General features: G+C 43.4%; 16 protein-coding genes. 2 read left to right on the top strand and 14 right to left on the bottom strand.

The window, feature by feature from the left end; all coding sequences use genetic code 11:
• Window positions 1-181 precede the first annotated feature (181 nt).
• The 13 genes from ACFO4R_RS06420 to ACFO4R_RS06360 form a co-directional block, all read right to left on the bottom strand.
• The gene (locus ACFO4R_RS06420) at window positions 182-439 is read right to left on the bottom strand and encodes a hypothetical protein (protein ID WP_379788228.1); all 258 of its coding nucleotides are present in this window, start codon (window positions 437-439) and stop codon (window positions 182-184) included.
• Between the two features lie 415 nt (window positions 440-854).
• The gene (locus ACFO4R_RS06415) at window positions 855-1,583 is read right to left on the bottom strand and encodes an ATP-binding cassette domain-containing protein (protein WP_379788227.1); all 729 of its coding nucleotides are present in this window, start codon (window positions 1,581-1,583) and stop codon (window positions 855-857) included.
• Window positions 1,584-3,122, bottom strand: coding sequence for an ABC transporter permease/substrate-binding protein (locus ACFO4R_RS06410; RefSeq protein ID WP_379788226.1), 1,539 nt, complete (start codon window positions 3,120-3,122; stop codon window positions 1,584-1,586).
• A 1,316-nt stretch (window positions 3,123-4,438) separates the two neighbouring features.
• Window positions 4,439-5,236 (bottom strand): class I SAM-dependent methyltransferase, encoded by a 798-nt coding sequence (locus ACFO4R_RS06405; protein WP_379788225.1) that lies wholly within the window; start codon window positions 5,234-5,236, stop codon window positions 4,439-4,441.
• A 178-nt stretch (window positions 5,237-5,414) separates the two neighbouring features.
• Window positions 5,415-7,367 (bottom strand): RelA/SpoT family protein, encoded by a 1,953-nt coding sequence (locus ACFO4R_RS06400; protein ID WP_379788224.1) that lies wholly within the window; start codon window positions 7,365-7,367, stop codon window positions 5,415-5,417.
• A gap of 748 nt (window positions 7,368-8,115) precedes the next feature.
• Window positions 8,116-8,754 (bottom strand): NUDIX hydrolase, encoded by a 639-nt coding sequence (locus tag ACFO4R_RS06395; RefSeq protein WP_379788223.1) that lies wholly within the window; start codon window positions 8,752-8,754, stop codon window positions 8,116-8,118.
• A 5-nt stretch (window positions 8,755-8,759) separates the two neighbouring features.
• Window positions 8,760-8,927 carry a hypothetical protein gene (locus ACFO4R_RS06390; RefSeq protein ID WP_379788222.1) on the bottom strand — a complete coding sequence of 56 codons (168 nt, stop codon included), beginning with the start codon at window positions 8,925-8,927 and terminating at the stop codon, window positions 8,760-8,762.
• 325 nt (window positions 8,928-9,252) lie between these two features.
• The gene (locus ACFO4R_RS06385; RefSeq protein WP_379788221.1) at window positions 9,253-9,912 is read right to left on the bottom strand and encodes a Crp/Fnr family transcriptional regulator; all 660 of its coding nucleotides are present in this window, start codon (window positions 9,910-9,912) and stop codon (window positions 9,253-9,255) included.
• A gap of 540 nt (window positions 9,913-10,452) precedes the next feature.
• Window positions 10,453-10,641 carry a 50S ribosomal protein L28 gene (rpmB, locus tag ACFO4R_RS06380; protein ID WP_379788220.1) on the bottom strand — a complete coding sequence of 63 codons (189 nt, stop codon included), beginning with the start codon at window positions 10,639-10,641 and terminating at the stop codon, window positions 10,453-10,455.
• A gap of 330 nt (window positions 10,642-10,971) precedes the next feature.
• Window positions 10,972-11,763, bottom strand: coding sequence for a TIGR03943 family putative permease subunit (locus ACFO4R_RS06375; RefSeq protein WP_379788219.1), 792 nt, complete (start codon window positions 11,761-11,763; stop codon window positions 10,972-10,974).
• Between the two features lie 49 nt (window positions 11,764-11,812).
• Window positions 11,813-12,769 (bottom strand): permease, encoded by a 957-nt coding sequence (locus ACFO4R_RS06370; RefSeq protein ID WP_379788218.1) that lies wholly within the window; start codon window positions 12,767-12,769, stop codon window positions 11,813-11,815.
• Between the two features lie 36 nt (window positions 12,770-12,805).
• Complete coding sequence (locus ACFO4R_RS06365) at window positions 12,806-13,531, bottom strand: TMEM164-related integral membrane acyltransferase (RefSeq protein WP_379788217.1); 726 nt, start codon at window positions 13,529-13,531, stop codon at window positions 12,806-12,808.
• Between the two features lie 412 nt (window positions 13,532-13,943).
• The gene (locus ACFO4R_RS06360) at window positions 13,944-15,275 is read right to left on the bottom strand and encodes a hypothetical protein (RefSeq protein WP_379788216.1); all 1,332 of its coding nucleotides are present in this window, start codon (window positions 15,273-15,275) and stop codon (window positions 13,944-13,946) included.
• A gap of 803 nt (window positions 15,276-16,078) precedes the next feature.
• Between ACFO4R_RS06360 and nrdD the strand changes: the two genes are divergently transcribed.
• Window positions 16,079-18,229: an anaerobic ribonucleoside-triphosphate reductase gene (gene nrdD / locus ACFO4R_RS06355; RefSeq protein WP_379788215.1), complete on the top strand. Its 2,151-nt coding sequence runs from the start codon at window positions 16,079-16,081 to the stop codon at window positions 18,227-18,229.
• On the top strand, window positions 18,229-18,720 hold the full coding sequence (nrdG, locus tag ACFO4R_RS06350) for an anaerobic ribonucleoside-triphosphate reductase activating protein (RefSeq protein WP_379788214.1): 492 nt from the start codon (window positions 18,229-18,231) through the stop codon (window positions 18,718-18,720). Before nrdD ends, nrdG begins: the two co-directional genes overlap by 1 nt.
• A gap of 81 nt (window positions 18,721-18,801) precedes the next feature.
• Here the strand turns inward: nrdG and ACFO4R_RS06345 are convergent, their stop codons facing one another.
• Entirely contained in the window at window positions 18,802-19,524 is a 723-nt protein-coding gene (locus ACFO4R_RS06345; protein ID WP_379788213.1) for a DNA alkylation repair protein, read from the bottom strand.
• Window positions 19,525-19,534: the final 10 nt, after the last annotated feature.

The raw sequence follows: 19,534 nt of genomic DNA, 5'->3' as shown, positions 1-19,534 counted from the left end.
TTTATTTCCGAAGCGTCGACTTCCGCGATGGTATTGTCCATCGTTTTGAACCTTCCTTTTCTCTTTATGGGGAGTAAGAGTAGAGACGTTTGTGCAGGGCCGGGATATCGTTTTTGCTAAATTCGATGCAGGTGTAGTTCTCATAGATCATATCTAATACATATCGATATCCGGCTATCTCCTACTCGTCTCTGTTTTTGGCTACCGTCTTCTTCATCAGTTCCTGAATCCTGCCGTCACTGGTCGATATGCCTTCGATCGCATTGGAAGACTTGTTACTCCGGGTCTTTGCAATATCGATCATCCTATCCAAGATATTTGGATCGTTCTCTACATAAAGCTCCTGCCTTCCCTTGTGTTCGTGAATCCGATCAATCACATGATAGATGCTGACAGGCAAAGAGAGGTCTGTCAACCTTAAATAATCAAACGTTCTCAAAGCCATCCTTCCTTTTTCATAGCCATTATATCGTATTTGGCTTAGATAAAACAAGAATGGCGAGAATCATCTCGCCATTCTTTGAATTTTGGAGTATATAATTTTAAGACAGCGAAAAATCACTAAGGACTAATACTATTCTTCCTTTGAGTTGTGGATAAATAATATGTGACCATAGAAGATAAACCGATTTTTCGTAAGTTGAAAAAAGGATATATCCATGTTCTATTGGAGAATAGTATAAGAAGACCCCGTATAATTCGAAAGAATAGTAAAAACTCAGTTTTTCTTGAACAAGACCATTTTCGAAAGGATGTATTCGGCAGGGTTTCTATGCTTTGTAGAACAAAAGAAAAATCATTTTATGTCTTTGTACGGTATTTCCCTAACACTATCACCAATGATATGATAGTTCTCAATTCGCCATTTCAATAAGTTTTTTCACAAATGCTCCCGCCGGATGTTTTCTCACTTCCTCCGTCCTCGCATACTGCTCTACCCTTCCCTTGTCCAATACCAGGATGTGCGTACTGAGTTTGAAGGCCTCGTAGATGTCATGGGTGATAAAGAGGACCGTGCAGTTTGTCTTTCTGTGGATTTCTTTAAGATCCTTCTGAAGCTGATATCGAGTAATGGAGTCCACAGCCCCGAAGGGTTCGTCCATCAAAAGGATGTCGGGTCGGTTCGCATATGCCCTGGCAATTCCCACCCTCTGTTGCTGCCCTCCGGATAACTCATCCGGATATCTTTCTTTTGTTTCTGTCGGCAGTCCTACGAGAGCCAGCATTTCATCCACCGTTCGTTCTACCTCACGCTTGGGCTTATTTTCAAGATTGAGTACATATCCGATATTGTCCCGAACCGTCATATGGGGAAAAAGTCCGTTTCCCTGGATTGCATAACCGATCTTTCTTCTCAGGGAGATGATGTCCTTGGTATTGATATCTTCGCCCCGAATCAAGACCTGTCCTTTGTCCGGTTTTATAAGGCCGTTGACCATCTTCATAATCGTAGTTTTTCCCGATCCGGATGTTCCTACGATACACAGAAAATCTCCCTGCTCGACACGAAGACTGAGAGGATGAACGACGGTGGTCTCTTCATATGTTTTCTCCACATTTCTAAATTCAAGTATCGTATTCATCTATTTCTCCTCCAACAAACCTTCACGAATCAAAAACTTTCTTGCGACTTCTTCAGGTCTTTCTCCTTCGATCTCCACTTCAAAATTCAAGGAAGACATCGTTTCCTCGTCTATCCGATCCTCCAACTCAGACAAGACCTTATTCAACTCCGGATGTTTGGAGAGGGTGTCAATGCGAACGACCATCCCCGCCATATAGGATGGATAGAAGTTTTTATCGTCCTCAAGCACCGTGATCCTCGGATCTGAGAGCTGTCCGTCCGTCGTAAACACCGTCATCACGTCGATTTTCTTATCCAGCAAAGCCTGATATTTCAGTCCGTTGTCCATATCGACATTCTTTTTGAAGGCGAGACCGTAGGCCTCACTGAGTGCATTAAAACCGTCCTCCCTCTCAAAGAAATCATACTCCGCCCCAAAAACCAGCTCGGGTGCATAGCGAGCAAGATCACTATACGTTTTGAGTGCATACTTATCGGCGATCTCTTTTTGGACCCCGATGCCGTAGGTACTGTTAAAACCGAACATCGCCTTCCATGTCAGAGAATATTGCCGCTCGTACTCGGACTTCAAATTCTCAAACATCTCATTTGAATAGTTCCCCTCTTCCTTCAAGACAATCTGCCATGAGGTGCCCGTGTACTCCGGATACATATCGAACTCCCCTCTCAAGGTTGCAGGATGAAGGTTTGACGTCCCTCCGCCGACTCCATGAGTAAGCTTGACCGTAAGATTCGTTCGATCCTCAATCAACAGCCTGGTAATCTCCGCTAAAATATAGCCTTCCGTGGTCGGCTTGGAAGCGATCTTAATCCTGTGTTCGTTTGAGACAAGACTTGTAAAGACAAGACTGAACACCATTGCACCTGCAACGATGAACGCAATAACAAGCTTTGATTTTTTCGATTTTTTTGCTCCCACGACTTTCTTCTCGAAGAGTCCCAGTACGATATCAAAAAAAATCGCCAGAACGGCAATGAGAATACTTCCGCTTAAAATAAGTCCCTTGTTGTTGGTGGTGATTCCTCGATAGATGGCAACTCCCAAACCTCCCGCTCCGACAAAGGAGGCGATTCCCGCCAGAGCGATTGTCATAGTTACCATATTGCGAATAGAAGAAAAGATAACAGGAAAAGCAAGAGGCAGTTTGATTTTAAGCAGGGTTTGAGTCTTCCTGCTCCCCATCGCTTCACTCGCCTCGATGATTTTGGGGTCGATGTTTGTAATCCCCGTATAAGTTCCTCTAACGATCGGCAACAGAGCGTAAACGGTAAGTGCGATCACAGCGGTAAGATTGCCGATACCCGTAAAGGAGATCAGAAAGCCGAGAAGGGCTATGGACGGCACGGTATAAAGAATGTTGACCACCGAAATAATAAGCCCCGCAAATCTCTTGTTCTCCGAAATGAAAATTCCTATGAAAAGCCCCGCCACAATTGCCGCAAACACTGAAATTAGAGTTATCTGTATATGGGATAATAACAGATCCCCAAAAAAATTGTAGTTGTTCGTCAAGTTCGAAAAAACTTCGTTTAACATTTTCTTCCCCCTTACTACATCCCTCTATGATAGATAGACCTAAGGATATATGAAAATTCGGTTTCAAGCCGTAAGGCGAATAACCGTCGTTTCGAGAGGAACACTTCGGAAACAGCATACGATGCCCCTTCATCTCCGACATTGTTTCAAAAAGCACAAAAATCGCATTAAGCGAACACGTTCCATGACTTTTGTCCGCATAAAACCGCGTTCATACTGTTTTTGTCAATGACACGAAATCTCCTTAACAGCTTCTGCCGATATCAAGACTACACTCGATCATCCATTGTGACATACCGATCAAACGTATTCCCCTGACAAACGGGAGAAGCAAGCGTCCGGCTGCTCCGTCAGTTCGTCTTTCCTACGATTTTCGCAAAAACTGCTATCGTAGAGCGTTTCAAAAAACGACATATCTTTTAGATACCCCTACATATATGTTTTACTCATTTTTCAGGTGTGATACTATTCTCCAATAGAAGTGTGGTCATATCTACTTTATGTCTACGAACATCCGTCTTATCTTCTTTTGAGTACAGGTTTCTGATATCCATAACTCAAATGAATAATAGTGTGAGGCATTTTCCCGGCGAAAAATACCTGCGATAAGACCATGTTCTTCCTCACTATTTGTTTGGGAGCGAACGCCAAGTCGTGAAGCATATCCTACTATTATCTGATTAAAATATCCGCTTGAATACTTTGAAACATATCCTTATTCAAGTTGTTTTCGACAATGATATGTTCCGTATATCCGGCATTTCAAACGGCGGACAGCATTAAACAAGGCTTCGTGATGATTTTCAGAAGAGGGACCATTGTGCTTCCATGTTGAAAAAAAGAATCGCTCTATTCATAAAGAGCGGTGCAAGAGATGCGTATATAGAGAAAAATACATAAACCTAAGTGATTCAAATGTTTATGAGAGTATATGAAGCAACTGTATCCGAAATTTATCCTATTTGGGCTATGCCGGATGGGTTGGATAAAGGGGAGGGAAAAAACAAGCCCCTCCCCCCAACTCAAGCACCTATGGAGGAGTTGAAACTGTGAACTTAAATGATATTCATTTGAGGTATGAACATCAAAGATCGTACTCCATAGAAGATCAAACAGATGCTCGCAGTGTTACGGCATATCGATATTCTAAAAACCTCCCCCGTCAGGTCTTCTGCATGATGATGAAAATGTCAAATAAAGGGAACTGTTCTTATGGAGACGATTACCGTAAAGATTCATAGAACAGGCCGACTAAGGGACTCCATCAACACGGTTTTAATATCCACTTCACTTCCCTGTCAAAACCGTACAACCGACTACTGCCTCTCATACGAATACATGACCAATCTGTTGTTAAAGAGATAAATCAAGGGAACAAAGATTCTTTCCATACCCTTCAACCATCTTTTGAAATCGTCGGTAAAATTGATATAACCGATCTGTTTGAGTTTGGGATTCAGCTCCACGATCTCCTTTCCCTTGGATACCCCGAAGAAATATTCGGACTTTGTCTTACTGACCGCCTTGTTAAACTTCGCCTTATTGACAATACGCTTCGATACGCAGTCCAGATGGAGTTCAAAGGCATGGAAGTGATCCGTAAGGATGTTCAAAAACTTCTTTACATCTTCCACAGGAAGATACATAATCATACCCTCGGATACGATCAAAAGAGGTTCTCCCTTGGCATCGATCTCCTTTGTCCACTCCGGATCCAAGGCGGATTTGGGAATGAACTTAACCCTGTCTCCTTCTTCAAAGAATCTTTTGCGGATTTCGATTACTTCGGGGAAATCGACATCATACCAGCAGATCGTGCCGTTATCGACCCTTTCAAATCTCGTATCCAAGCCTGAACCGATCGACACGATATGACAATGCGGATGTTTCTGTATAAATTTTCGCACCTGTTCATCCATAATCTTCGCTCTTGAGAGCACCCCAACATAGTTTTTTTGGTCGTTTTCCAGCTTCGAAAAATCATAATCGATCTGCTCAACGATCTCCGCCGACTTTTTATCCTTCAAGACCGATTTTTCCGCCTTATAATCCCGGGCTCTAATATCAAGAGTGATGAGAAGAGTTTCCATCACACCTTCCAATTTTATTTTCACGACTGTTCCTCCCATTTTAAAAGTTTGTCTTATCTAACTATAAGAGTATACCACTTGTTTCGAGAAAAGAAAAGCCCCAATAAAAACAGGCAGAGCAATTTTTTGCCCTACCTGTTTTTGTTCTTTCCTATGGACTTCAGCCAATCAATCTCCTTTGGGCATAAACGCGGACTTGCGACTATTGTACTCGCGAGACCGATTTGATCCCTTCAATTTCTTCCAAACTTCTCATCAATGCCTTAAGTTCTCTCTTATCCTTGACCCTGATGCTCAAGGTAAGACTTTGCTTCTTATCCCAAAACTCCATGCGATTTATACTCTGATTGTTGGTGTGAAGGTAATTCCAGATCGTAGGCATCCACAGGCCGTCCTCATCTCCCACAACCTCTACGGTTGTAAGAAAATTCTCGTTCTTGACTTCATCCCACCTCACTTCTCTTTCTTTAAAGGTCCTTCTCTTGAGCAGTTTTTCCGCTGTCGAACACTTGTCTCTGTGCAATGTGAGGTAATGCTCGTTGGACATCACACCCGTAACGGCATCTCCTCTTACCGGAAGACAGCACTTTGCCATTTGGATATGCATTCCTTCCGTGGACTCTTCCCGAACGAAATCGATTGTTTCATTGTCTTTTCCCTGTTGCAGCTTGAGCGCTTTACGAATATTGCTCCTTGCATTTGCCGTCTTTGCAAAATCAAGCCAGTAGGCTTGGGGACCCGGAGACTCTTCCTTTCTGAGGATTTGAACGACCTCTCCGTCCTTGAGTACGGCATCCAAGTCCTTACGTTTTCCTCCGATGATTGCACCTATCGCCTTGTTCCCCACCTCACTGTGGATCGCATAAGCAAAGTCGATCACGGTGGCCCCTTTAGGAAGATGTTTTGCTTCCGCATCCGGAGTAAAGCAACAGATCTTTTCCAAAAACAAATCAAAGTCATCCTTGACCAAGTCCATCAGCTCCGCCGTGTTCTTTGCATCCTCCTGCCATTGGAGAATTCGTTGAAGCCAAAAGGAAGCCTTCCCTTGAGCGTGGCTGACATTACGCACCTCTCCTCCGGAGATTGCATATTCCCAATGTCCCAATACTCCAAACTTCGAAAACCTCTCCATCTCACGCGTCTTAATCCGAACTTTGAACTGTCCTCCGTTCTTGGATATCAAGGTGGTATGGAGGGCCTGGTACATATCCTCCCTCGGAAGTGAAATATAATCCTTTATCCTTCCCGGTAAGATCTTATAATTGCTATGAAGTTTCCAAAGAGCGAGATAACAATCCTTCTCGCTCTCTACGATTACCTTGATGACCCCGATCCCGTAAAGTTCTTCCAATGACTTATGTCGGTTCAGCATCTTCCTATGGATACTGAAAAAGTGTTTTTGATGATAGGCGAGCTCATGCTCGATCCCTCCCTCTTCAAGGATCTTATGAACCGAATCCATATCAGGGAGGAGCTTTCCCTTATAATTGTTTTTTTGGACCTGTTCAAAGATGTTGCGATAGGCTTCAGGCTTGAGGTACGAAAATGCAAGATCTTCAAGCTCGGTACTTATGATCGAAATTCCCAGCCTCTGTGCGATCGGTGCATAGATCTCCAAGGTTTCCTTCGAGATCCTCTCCTGTTTCTCGAAAGATTGAAAATCCATCGTCCTCATATTGTGCAATCGGTCAGCCAGTTTGATTACGATAACGCGAATGTCATCGGCTGTCGCAAAAATCAGCTTCAGGAAACTCTCCTGCTTAATCTGTTTTTTGGTAAGATCCTTGGGAAGATCCGCAATCTTGGTTACTCCGTCAACGAGAAAGGCAATATCCTCTCCAAACCAAGCTTCGATATCGCTCCTTCTTACCTCTGTATCTTCGACCACATCGTGAAGCAGGGCGGCAACGATGGTATCCTTATCCAGCTTCAAGTCTGCCAATATCATAGCGACGTGTAGGGGATGGATGATGTACGGCTCCCCCGAAGCCCTCCTTTGGAAGCGATGTGCCTCTTTTGCCACTTTAAAAGCAAGTCTGATTACATCGATGTCTTCTTCAACCCGATGATAAGAGAAGACCTTCTTTTCGAGTTCCTCGTATAGAGCCTGTATATCTGTATCGTCTTTCCCTAATTTTTGTATATCTTTTTCCATTTCCGTCTCCTTTCCTTGTTTCTATCAAACGAAATCGGAATCATATTCTTTTACAGATATCCATCTTGATTTATTCTTAAACGGATTTTAATATAAATTTGTTCATTCGACAAGGACAAAATGAGTTTTATATCTGAATTTTTTGAAACACTCCCGAAACAAAGCATTTTTCCCTGATTTTCCGCAGTCTCCCGACTAAGAAAATACTCTAAAAAGACAGTATATCTTCCTTCTACACTTGTACATAACACAGGGACCTTACCAAACGTTCTCCGATGGAAGAAAGACGATATCCACGTTCAAGATCACAAAAAAGCATTTTGTGATTTGAGAGTCGAAACACATCGGCACAATTGAACAGTATGAGGAGTTTTCATACTATTTGTCATTTGAATTATGGAGATCGCAGATTTATACTCCGTGAAAGATAAAACGAATGTCTACGGTTGTTACAAAACGGATATAGTCATACTTCTCTTTGAGAACGGTATTATCCTCAGTTCCGTTTGAAGCTTTGATATCGAGGCTTTTGATTTCCTTCGTACTGATACTGTTATCTATTAAAATTGTCCGGTTGTGAAGTTTGAATTCTACGATTACTCAAAGTATTTCCGGGAAATATACATTCTGTTTCCCCGACATGTTTAACGGAGAATAGCACGGGATACAGCCGGGGCGGATATAACCGTACTTCTTCAAAGAATCGGACATCCTCCGCAGTACACATTAAAAAAGGGCCTGTAAGTTGTTACAGACCCCGATCGAAGTCGAGACCGTTTCGCAGGGTGTCGACAAAGCTTTTGATCAACGATGCGGTCAATCCCCAGATAACGACCTCCTTATATTCATAGAAGTAGGTGTCGTATCTTCCCTTCATAAAGTTGTAGTTTTTTCCGTTGGGAATCTTATCAAAAGGAAACATCGGAGACTGCTTGACCCCGATTTCTCCCGGATAATGCAACGGCTCCGTTTCAAGCAGATAACGAAGGGGGACGAAGATCACTTCTTCCACCTCCTCAACGTTGACGGAAAGTCTCGCTCCTTCCCTGACCTGTCCCAAAAAAGAATAGATGACCTTATTGTAGGGAGGAATAACCGTATTGAAGGGCGAAATAACTTCAATATCCCTCCTCTCGATTCCCAGTTCTTCAAAAGTCTCCCTCAAAGCCGTGTCAAGGAGACTCAAGTCGCTCCTGTCCCTTCGTCCTCCGGGAAAAGAGATCTCTCCGGGTTGGGAGATCGTATGTGCTCTTTTCTCCAAAAGAAGGCAAAGTTCCTCCTCTCTCTTCATCAAAGGAAGCAGAACTGCATACTCCCTTCCTCCTATGCCTATTATTTGCGGCTGATGATCACCAAACAGCCGATGTATTTTATGTGCATCTACCATAATCTTCACTCCCGCTTCTCGTGTTTGTTCGTTTCTCTGCTGTAACGCATAGGCGGTACCACATCATCCTTAGTGAGGATGAGGTCCCTTCTGCAAACGGATGTATGGTCCCGAACATCTTGCCCGTCTGCGAAATGATATCCGGCAACAACAAAACCGCAGGTTATTTCCACGAAATACTTCCATAGAAAAATTCTCTTTGCAACACTGTAACTTGTTGCGGTTTTACCGATACGTTCCCCCTCTCAGATGGCCTTATACCCTTATTTGTTTGAGTTATAAAGATTGGCGATTTGTACTTTACAAAAGATAACTCAACTCTCCATAGTCATGACATACATACAACCACAATTCCATAAGAGAATGGTATTAAACCGCTTTTCGTCTTTTATATACATCAAATTACGGGTGTTTCCCATCGAGTCCTGCTCCGATCCGCACAGGATCATATAGAAGGATTTTCTCCAAGAAGGGAGGATTGTGTTGTGTGCTCGCTCCCTAGACAAAATCCAGCACATCCTTGTCACGGACACGGATCTCTTTGCCTTCAATCTCGATCAGACCTTCGTCTTGCATAGCTCCAAGCTCTCTGGAAAGAGACGGTCTTGTCGTTCCCAAAAAATCCGCCCATTCTTCCCTCGTCATCTTGACCTTTACCGTCTCATCTTCTCCGAGACGGTCGAGCAAAAATCTTGCGATCTTCTGTCTAAGTGTCACCACCGACATCATCCTTATCTTTTGGTTGAGATAATAAGCCTTATGAGCAAGGAGCTTGAGCATCGCCGTCCTCAGATAAGAGTGACTCTCTCGGTTCTTCTCATCAAGAAAATAATTCTTAGGGATACGAATGATTCTCGAGGTTTCGGAAGCAACGGCATAGAAGTCATAGTCCTGCCGATCCAAAAACAAATAGACTTCACCGAAAAGTTCGCCCTCGTGTTCTATCCTTGCGATCAAATTCCTTTTGCCGGAAGTCGTATCCTGACAGATGTCCACCTGTCCGCCTTCCAAGATATACAAATACTCGGGTCCGTCTCCCTGATGAAATACATATTCCCCCTTTTGGAGTTCCAAGGAAGTTGCACCGCTCTCAATCAAATATCCCTTCGCTTCTTCCTCCGAGAGTTCCTTAAACAAAATGCACTTCGAGTGATCCACAACACGCCTCCATCCTCTTTCTTGTATCCGATCCAAAACCGTCTTCAAGAATTTCTTCTTCTGACTGTTCCATCGGTTTTTATACTGATCTTTCATATTCCTTGATATTGCATTTATACTATTTTTCAATAGAAGTGTGGATATATCTATTTTTCGATGACGAAAAACTATGTTGTCTTCTATGGCTCACAGATTGTTTATATCCACGATTCAAAAGAATAGTAGTATTAGGTTTCAATACGAGTATAAAAAAGCATAGAAATAAATAAAAAAGAGGAGAAGCCTCCTCTTTCTACCTATGCTTGTATCCTGTGATCATTACCATAAACATACAGAATACGGTCGCCCAAGCCCAAAAACGATGCTTTTTCATCCCTTGTTTCCCCCTTTGGTTTCTTCTTGTATAAATACCCTTGTTACAAAAATTCTACCAGAAAAACTCAAGAATAGCAAAGCCCTTCTATACACTTATGAAAAAAAGCAAAAAAAGAAAGCTTGGAATCCTTGCGGTTCGAAGCTTTGTCTTTTCATGCACGAAGATTAAGCACGTTCAACTTTTCCGGAACGTAGACAACGGGTGCAAACTTTAATGGTTTTTGGTGTTCCGTTTACAATGGCATGGACATTTCTCAAGTTGGGAGTCCATGTTCTCTTATTGTGACGGTTAGAGTGGCTCACCGAATTTCCTGTGATTTTTCTCTTTCCGCAAACATCGCATACTCTTGCCATTCCAAGACACCTCCTTCTCCTTATTCTCAAGTCTCTTCAATAGCGAATATTATTTTAGCATAATCAAAACAAAAATGCAACGTTATTCGTCCATCAAACAAATTTTTTTTGGCAGTCTAAGCGGACATCTTTTTTATTCTTATCGTTAAAGAAGGGAACATACCGAGCAAAAGCGGTACAAAACCGCTTTCATGAGAAAACAATGTTTTGAACCCATCGCCTCCACAAGTCCTCCTCGCAACGGCGAACCGAGGTCGCACCTTTTTTCAACACTGCCCGAACAGCAACAACACTTCTTCCCACTTTGCGAAAAACGATTTCTTCATCTTCCTAATAAGCGTAGACATAAGGCGGATCGGGAGGAACGATTCCCTCTATTTCCGTGAGTTTGAGCACAACGTCCGAATCGGTAAGATCAAACCGATCTCCCCCGCTCTTCTTCACGTCCCTGTGTACCCTTCCTCTCACTCTTACCCATGAGTTCGGCTCAACTTCGGTGGCAGACTCAATCTCACACAGAACCCCGTCTATCATCGCATCTGCAATACAGCAGGTAATGACCATCCTCCCAAGAAAGAAACGATCCTTCTCAAAAGAAGCATCCTTAATCACGAAGCCCTCCACCGTGTACTCCTTGTCTACATCCTGCTCAACATCATAGATCTGCTCCATCTGAATAAGGAAGGGGTCTCTGTTCCGGGATTGAAGCGTATTGAGATCCTCAAGGCTTAAAATTCCAAGTTCCTCCGCCGTACGATCGGCATAGCCTTTCTCCCGACTCATACCCGGAAATTCAACCCGAACCTTTGAAACCTGCTTCGGCGTTTTCCGGTAGAACCTGTTTTGGATCATCTCCCCGCCTTCCAGAGTGTGGGGACGAAGTACCATAATAAAAACAGGTAGGAGAAACAGCACCGCTCCCTTGGAAGAAACCGTCTTTTTCCCGTAAGAAAAAAACTCATATCCCGCCAACAGAGCCAAAATAACGATCGCCATATATATGAATTTGAACATCTTAGGATGAAGATAATAATACAGGTCACCCTTTACTACAAACCTCAACAAAAGAGCGAAGAGAACAGATAACAACACCATCCGGAAACCTTGCTTTCTCTGTTGCATACACTCCCTCCCGATCATACACAAAAATCAAAGACTCGCCTCGGCAGCCCTACACCGCAAAAAAACCGAGGATGAACATAAAGATAAAACACAAAGAGCTCACCATAACAACAAGTTTTATAAGAGCCTTCTTCTCAAAGACCCGCGACAACATCAGAATATTTTTGATATCGATCATCGGACCAAGGACCATGAATCCAAGGACGGCAACAGGCGAAAAAATCCCCCGAAAAGTAGCTGCAACAAAGGCATCCGCCTCGGAGCACAGCGACAGCACAAAGGCAAAGATCATCAGTGCCGAAATACCCAGGACGGGATGTGTCCCCACCTGAAACAGAGCCTTCTTTGGAACGTAAACCTGCATCAGGGATGCGATAAGGACCCCTAAGATCAAATATCTCCCGCTCGTATACAACTCCGCGCTCGTGTGATCGAGAATGGATCGGAGCACCTCCTTCATACCCCTTCTCTTATTGAGATCCGAACAATGCTCACACTCGCAACCCTCCTCGTGAAGCGACAGGAGAGGGACAAGCACAGAAGATATTTCCCGGCGGTGAATCTCCTCATGCCCCACGACTTCTTCCCTGCTTATTCTTCTGTTCATAAACAAGCCTATTACAACTGCAATAATATAGCCCGATATCCCTCTCATCAACGGATAGAAGAGATCTCCCGGAAAGGCATAGTAGGTCGATAAAAGCACGATGGGGTTGACGATGGGCACAGACAACATAAAGGTAAGTGCCAAGCCGATCGGCATCCCTTTTCTGAGCAACCTCCTCACAATAGGCACGATCGCACACTCACACACAGGAAACACCATCCCTGCCAAGCCCATAAGAAGATAAGAGAACACACCTCTTCCTCCTATCTTCTCGATCATATCACGGGATACAAAAACCTCTATCAACGAGGAAACGATCGTCCCTATCAACACAAAGGGGAGAGCCTCCAAAAAAACACTCAAAAAAATAATAGAACAACTGTAGATCGAAGCCGACAAAACAAACCTTCCTCCTAAAAGCTGCAAATCTTCCGCTTACCTCTGCACCATCTTTCGGGACATCTTCTTTGAAAATTGAAACCACAAGACTAAGGTGGTAAAGGCAAAGACCATATAAACGAGCAGATACACCTTGCTGATACTGTCAAAAAGAACATTGTTGTAGGGCGGCTTGGATACATAGCCGTAATTCGAACCCAAAAAACCGTTGAGCAGTTTGGCAATGCTGATATAGACAACATAGGCCACCATACAGATCTTGAGCATATCTTCTTCTATCCTCTGACGGTCACAGATAAGTGCCATGGTGGGAACCAAGATCAACATCATATGTCCGACACAGAACTGAATAAACATCACATTAGGAAAACCCAAGGAAGAAGTATCCGGAATGGCAAAGGCCAAGACGGATGAAGGGATGCCCATTAAAAAGTTGATTGCAAAGAACTCTCTTTTGCCGGTCAACAAGTACAGGATCGCACAAATCTGCCATAATCTGCAGGGATAACAGGGCAAAGCGTCGATTACATCGAACTTTGTATTTACAAAATACCAGCTGTATAATGCCACTTGTTGAAACAGGAGGAGTACCAACATAACCCTCTTGAGTTTTTGAACTCCCGCCTCATTCAAACCTCTTACACACCTTACAAAAAGGACAAAAGTAATCAGCACCGCAACTATCATAAAGAGGTGGTCCGGCGTATAGGCATAAAACTCGTTATCCGAAAAATAAAGCAGGTTATATAATCTCTCCATCATCGTTCTTCTTTCCCCCGTTATTTTGTAGCTGTATCTTCCGGTACTGTCACCCCGGAGGGGATATCCGTATAAAAGCCGGACTTCCCGGTATTGTTGCCTAATTGAAGTATCCTATGTAGAAACGATATGACCGCCCAATCTCGTTCTTCAATTAAAGTGTAGTAGAACTTCTCAAACACAAAAAATCATTTCGTACCTATACCAAAGTGGAAACCATCGATATCGAATATTCAAACAAATTATGGTTACAAGCCGGTCGAACAATAGGCATATTATACGGCAATTTAAAAAGAAACGGCACAAATTGCCATTCCATTATAACACAAAGAAGAGATGCAAAACGTAAAATAAACGTAGGAAGATCCCTCCGTAGATCCGCTTTGCTCCTCCCCTTCTTCAAAAAACACCTTCTCTAATCCAAACCCAACCGTTTTCTAATATAGGTCCTACTCCTGACAAACCTCTCATCTCCATAAAAAAACAGGATCTTCTTCTCTGCGATCGAATCGCCCTTCGGCTTTTCCCCGGTCACAAAATGCAGGAAGGTCTCCGCCACATCTTCCGCCGGGTCCGTCGCCGCATAATCACTGACAAAAGAATTTCGGTGCCTGATGTAAAAGAGATGATCGGTAGGTGTGTAGGCAATGCGATAATCCTTCCAAAACTCTCGATAAAAACGATCGATAAATGAATTTTTCTTTGCGACAAGTCCGAACTCACAGTATCTGTCCAAGTCATACTCATCCGTATAGTCCACTTCTTTCTCGTTCAACGTCAGATAGTGCCCATACTCATGGATCAACGTATCCTCAAGTTCGTTGTCCATATCCTTTGAATCCACTTGCAAGAGCCACCTTTCTCCATTATGCTCCCCGTCGGGGCTTTCTATCACGGAGGCAAGGTTGTTGTCTTCTCCATCCGTTGTTACGATCACATAGTCGAATTTTTTGAGATTCTCCGCTTCGATCACGTTACGGATCCTCTTCCATAACAGATCCTTCTCCTTAAACGACTCTATCTGCGATCCCTCTTCCCTCAAAAACTTCGTCAAATCGCGAAAGACACTTCCCCTTCCCTCTTTGGTGAACAACTTCTTCTCTTCAAGTTCGAGTCTTTCATTGACTCGAAATACCGCTTGGGTCTGTTCCGCATCATAGTTTTCCAACAGACAAAAATACACCTGCGGATCTTCTATTCCCGCACCTCCCAGAAGTTCAATAATCTCATCGTAGGTCTCGGTATCATAACTGTCCATATAGCGCATATAGAGCTTCGAAAACTTGTGAAACTGAGGAGTTTTGAGTACGTGAAAAAAATATTTCAGCACCCTATCCCTGTTGTTGTGGGGCAGATTCACGTCTATCTCTTCATCAAATCCGGATACATCGGCCTCCTGAGGATAGGCACGAAGTGTAGCTTCATCAAGAATGTCCAAGAACTTCTTCCTCAGCCCCTCTTCCTTTTCTCCATACAGGAGCCTTCCCTCTCTCTTTCTGAAGTTCGTATGTTTTTCTATCTCCAAAAGTGTTTCGAGAGCTTTTTTTCTCTCCTTTACTGTAAGAAACTTTGCCACTTCTCCGGCATTTGTTTCCAAAATCGTCTCGAAAGGCCTCATCTCTTCCCTTGAATAGGTCCTTGCAAAACTGTAATCTTCTTGAGAATCACCGACAAAAGGATAAAAAAGGCCACCAACGGTGCAGAGCAACGTAAGAGTAAACAAATATTTTTTCAACGACTTATACATGAATCATTCCTCCTATTTTCTACGGTATCATACCGTCATCTGTTCGAATTGTCCGGTCATGCGGTTTGATGCTACTATTCCTTTGAATAATGGATATCAACGATTTGCACTCCATAGAAGAGAACACGAATTTTCGTGGTTGCAAAACAGATATAACCATACTTCTATCGAAGAATAGTATGAATCCTACAATTACTTAAAACGACTTGATCAAACATATATCCTGTCTGCCCGACAATTCAATCAGAAAGCAGTAATACCGTATACTTCTCATTTATTATATCTTATTTTTTGAAAAAAAACATATTTCTCCCTATATTTTGTGCTCACGGATTCCGAGACGTTACAATTTTGTTTCATCCATGTTCTTCATCCGGAGTTTTTTTTCTTAAATTCCTTGATTTAAGAAGGGTAGAAACGTTTTCACAAACACACAATATATTGTATATATTTCCTATTTTGATCCATATTTTATCCATATGTTGTATTTCTTTATCAACTGTAGTATAATGTTTCTACATAAGAGCTATTATTTTTTACTTAATGCAATGTCGCATTATTCAAAAAATCAGGATCCAATCAATATTATACAAAGAATGAGATCCTTAAAAAGATTGTAGGGCAAACTCTTGTGTTTTATGAATTCAAAGGAAGGTCGGAAGTTTGTATTTGTGTAGTGTTTCTATCAAAATATGGAATAACTGTTGGAGAACACAATTATTCAGGAATTTGTATTTGTGTAGTGTTTCCTCATTAGGTTTCAGTATATAAGTGTATAATAGTATAAACAGGAGGTAATTCCAGTGCTTAATGTATTAAAAAGAGATGGAACGCGGGTACCCTTCGACAAGGAAAAGATCTCGATTGCAATCACAAAGGCGATGAACAGCAGCAGCGGTGTCTACGAGGAAGGTCTCGCAGACAGGATCGCTTCCGAAATCGAAGAATTCGCGCAATCTTTAAACAAAGAATTAACGATCTACGGGATCGAAGACCAAGTCTACTACAAGCTGATCCGCTACAACAATCCCGCAACTGCCAGAGCCTATGAAAACTACAAGGCGGTCCAAGCGTACAAGCGTAAGGTCAACACCATTGACGAGGACGTTGTAGGTATACTCAATCGAAGCAATATCAATGTTTTGGATGAAAACTCCAACAAGGATGCCAAGATTGTCTCGACCCAGCGTGATCTGATTGCAGGCGAAGTGTCGAAGGACATTGCCCGAAGGCTTATCATTCCCACAGATATCGTCCAAGCTCATGACAGCGGAGCCATTCACTTTCACGATATGGACTACATAATCCAGCCCATGTTCAACTGCTGTTTGATCAACTTGGAAGATATGTTGACCAACGGAACCGTGATCAACGGCAAAAAAATCGACTCCCCCAAGTCCTTTCGAGTCGCTTGTACCGTGACCACCCAGATTATCGCCCAGGTTGCAAGCGGGCAATACGGCGGGCAGAGCATCAACGGGATCGACAAGATTTTGGCACCCTTTGTCCGCAAATCCTTTGATAAATACTATGCCGGTGTTGTCGAAGAACAAAAAGAGGTCTACGGCATAGAGCCGGACATCGCCAAAGCTCTTGAGATTGCATGGAAACGCACTCGAAAAGAGATCAAGGACGGTATCCAGACCATTCAATACCAAATCAACACTCTGATGACAACCAACGGTCAGGCACCCTTTGTTACCCTGTTTATGCACTTTGAACCCGGATACGAGTTCGAAAGGGAAGCTTCTTATATTCAGGAAGAGATCCTTCTCCAACGGTATGAAGGTATCAAGAACGAACAGGACATCTATGTAACTCCCGCCTTTCCAAAGTTGATCTATGTCTTGGATGAGCACAATATCTATCCGGACAGTCCGTACTACTACCTGACTAAACTTGCTGCAAAATGTACGGCAAAACGGATGTATCCGGACTATATCTCCGCCAAAAAGATGAAGGAAAATTACGAAGGCAATGTATACAGCCCTATGGGTTGCCGCTCCTTCCTCTCTCCTTGGAAGAACGAACATGGAGATTACGTTTTTGACGGGCGATTCAATATGGGAGTCGTATCGCTCAACCTGCCTCAGATCGCCATCTTATCGAAGGGTTCGGAAGAAATGTTCTTCTCTTTGCTCGACAAACGTTTGGAGCTTGCCAAGAAGGCTCTTCTTCTTCGCTTTGAACTCTTGAAACATGTTACCAGCGATTGCTCTCCCGTCCACTGGCAGTACGGTGCAATTGCAAGACTCAAGCCTCATGAAAAGATCGAAAAATTTATGTACGGCGGCTATGCCACCTTATCCTTAGGTTACATCGGCATCTACGAGGCCACCAAACTGATTACGGGAAGTTCGCACACCACGGAAGAAGGAAAGACCTTCGCACTCAAAATCATGGATGTTCTCAACGATTCCGTCAACACATGGAAGGCAGAAACCGGTATCGGTTTTGCCCTCTACGGCACCCCTGCCGAAAACCTGACCAACCGTTTCTGCTCAATCGACCGGGCACGTTTCGGAATCATCGAAGACATCACGGATAAAGGATACTACACCAACAGTTACCACGTCGATGTGCGAGAGCCCATCTCCGTCTTCGACAAGTTCGACTTCGAATCGGAGTTTCAGGCACGTTCCAAAGGGGGATGTATCTCTTATGCCGAGATACCCAATATGAACCACAACCCCGAAGCCATCGAAGCGATGATTCGTTACATCTATGACCACATTACCTACGCCGAGTTCAACACCAAATCAGATTTCTGCCACGAGTGCGGTTTCGACGGCGAGATCAAGGTCGACGAAAACAATAACTGGTACTGTCCCAACTGCAACAACAAGGAGAGAACAAAACTGACCGTTATTCGAAGGACCTGCGGCTACTTGGGAGAAAACTTCTGGAACGAAGGCAGGACCAAGGAAATCAAGGACAGGGTGTTGCATATCTGATGAGATACGGTCAAATTAGGCAATACGATGTTGCCAACGGCGAAGGGATTCGAACCAGTGTTTTTGTCACAGGCTGTACCCACGGCTGCAAAAACTGTTTTAACAAGGAATATCAAGACTTTTCCGCCGGAGAACTCTGGGGCGATGCACAGACGGAATTGGTCGTGCAGTACCTCAGCGATCCCTGTGTGGCGGGACTGAGCCTGCTGGGCGGAGAACCCTTTCAAAATACAAAGGACCTCCTCCCCGTTGTACGAACCATACGACGCAGGGTATCCAAATCGATATGGATCTACTCCGGCTATACCTTTGAAGAGCTTCTTCAAGAGGAGGAAAAAATCGAACTTCTTTCCCTCTGTGATGTTTTGGTGGACGGACGTTTTGTAGAAGAGAAGAAGGACTTGACCCTGAAGTTTCGCGGCTCTTCCAATCAAAGGTTGATCGATGTCAAACAGTCTTTGAGAGAGGGAAAACCCGTACTCCTTGAGTAGGAACAGAAATAGAGAAGGAGCGGTTTGAATATAAAACCTATATTCAAACCGCTCCTTTAAAACGGTACAAAGCCCGTTTTTTCAATATTTCAAACTTCGAAGATAGGCTTTGCGGCTTTCTTCCACCCTCCTGCTTTCAATCGCCTTCTGTATCGACTTGTTCTGCACAAACTCATCCAAACGTTTTCTCTCAAGAATGGAAATTGCCTTCTCGTACTGCTTGGCCAGAGCCGTCGCAAAATACCATGCCTGCATCATCTTTACATAATACTCTTTCGATTTCACTTCCGCGACGACATCGAGCATCTCCTCCCTAAACTTCTCGTCCAAAAAATGTTCCATCAGCACTCCTATCCCATAGCGTACAGTATAGGTCTTATCCGAGTCGATCCACTCCAAGGCCTTCTCATAAAGGTTTTCCCCTTGCTTTTTAAATATCTTCGGAGAACTGATGTCACAAGTCGCCCAGTTGTCTACATAGGGAAGGACCTCTTCCAGCTCCAAGATTAACTCCTCATAGTCCTTCTCCCCTTCAAGAAGGAGGATGTGGAGGTTGTATTCCTCGAAATAACGATGCGGAAGATCTCGCAAGAATTCCTCCGATTCTTGTTTCCGCTCTTTGAGAAGTTTCTTCGCATAAGCTCTCAAAGCCGGCATCCTGATTCCTAAGATTTCCTCTTTCTTTTTTGTCGGGATCAGCTTGCAGGTAAACTCCTTGTAAGGAATGTCTTGCATCTGCTTTAATTCCTCTCGAATAATCTTCGATGACTCCTTCATCTCTTCCTCCTTATCCTTACGATACATAGGTTCCGAC

It is taken from the genome of Filifactor villosus, assembly GCF_042652965.1.
GTDB classification, from domain to species: Bacteria; Bacillota; Clostridia; order Peptostreptococcales; family Filifactoraceae; genus Filifactor; species Filifactor villosus.
Note: the sequence above shows the minus strand (reverse complement) of the source record. Positions and strands in the feature narration are given on the sequence as shown.

Coding starts and splice junctions, on each gene's coding strand:
- ACFO4R_RS06415 (WP_379788227.1), bottom strand. CDS start 1,583: ATGAATACGATACTTGAATTTAGAAATGTGGAGAAAACATATGAAGAG.
- ACFO4R_RS06410 (WP_379788226.1), bottom strand. CDS start 3,122: ATGTTAAACGAAGTTTTTTCGAACTTGACGAACAACTACAATTTTTTT.
- ACFO4R_RS06400 (WP_379788224.1), bottom strand. CDS start 7,367: ATGGAAAAAGATATACAAAAATTAGGGAAAGACGATACAGATATACAG.
- ACFO4R_RS06395 (WP_379788223.1), bottom strand. CDS start 8,754: ATGGTAGATGCACATAAAATACATCGGCTGTTTGGTGATCATCAGCCG.
- rpmB (WP_379788220.1), bottom strand. CDS start 10,641: ATGGCAAGAGTATGCGATGTTTGCGGAAAGAGAAAAATCACAGGAAAT.
- ACFO4R_RS06375 (WP_379788219.1), bottom strand. CDS start 11,763: ATGCAACAGAGAAAGCAAGGTTTCCGGATGGTGTTGTTATCTGTTCTC.
- ACFO4R_RS06365 (WP_379788217.1), bottom strand. CDS start 13,531: ATGATGGAGAGATTATATAACCTGCTTTATTTTTCGGATAACGAGTTT.
- ACFO4R_RS06360 (WP_379788216.1), bottom strand. CDS start 15,275: ATGTATAAGTCGTTGAAAAAATATTTGTTTACTCTTACGTTGCTCTGC.
- nrdG (WP_379788214.1), top strand. CDS start 18,229: ATGAGATACGGTCAAATTAGGCAATACGATGTTGCCAACGGCGAAGGG.
- ACFO4R_RS06345 (WP_379788213.1), bottom strand. CDS start 19,524: ATGTATCGTAAGGATAAGGAGGAAGAGATGAAGGAGTCATCGAAGATT.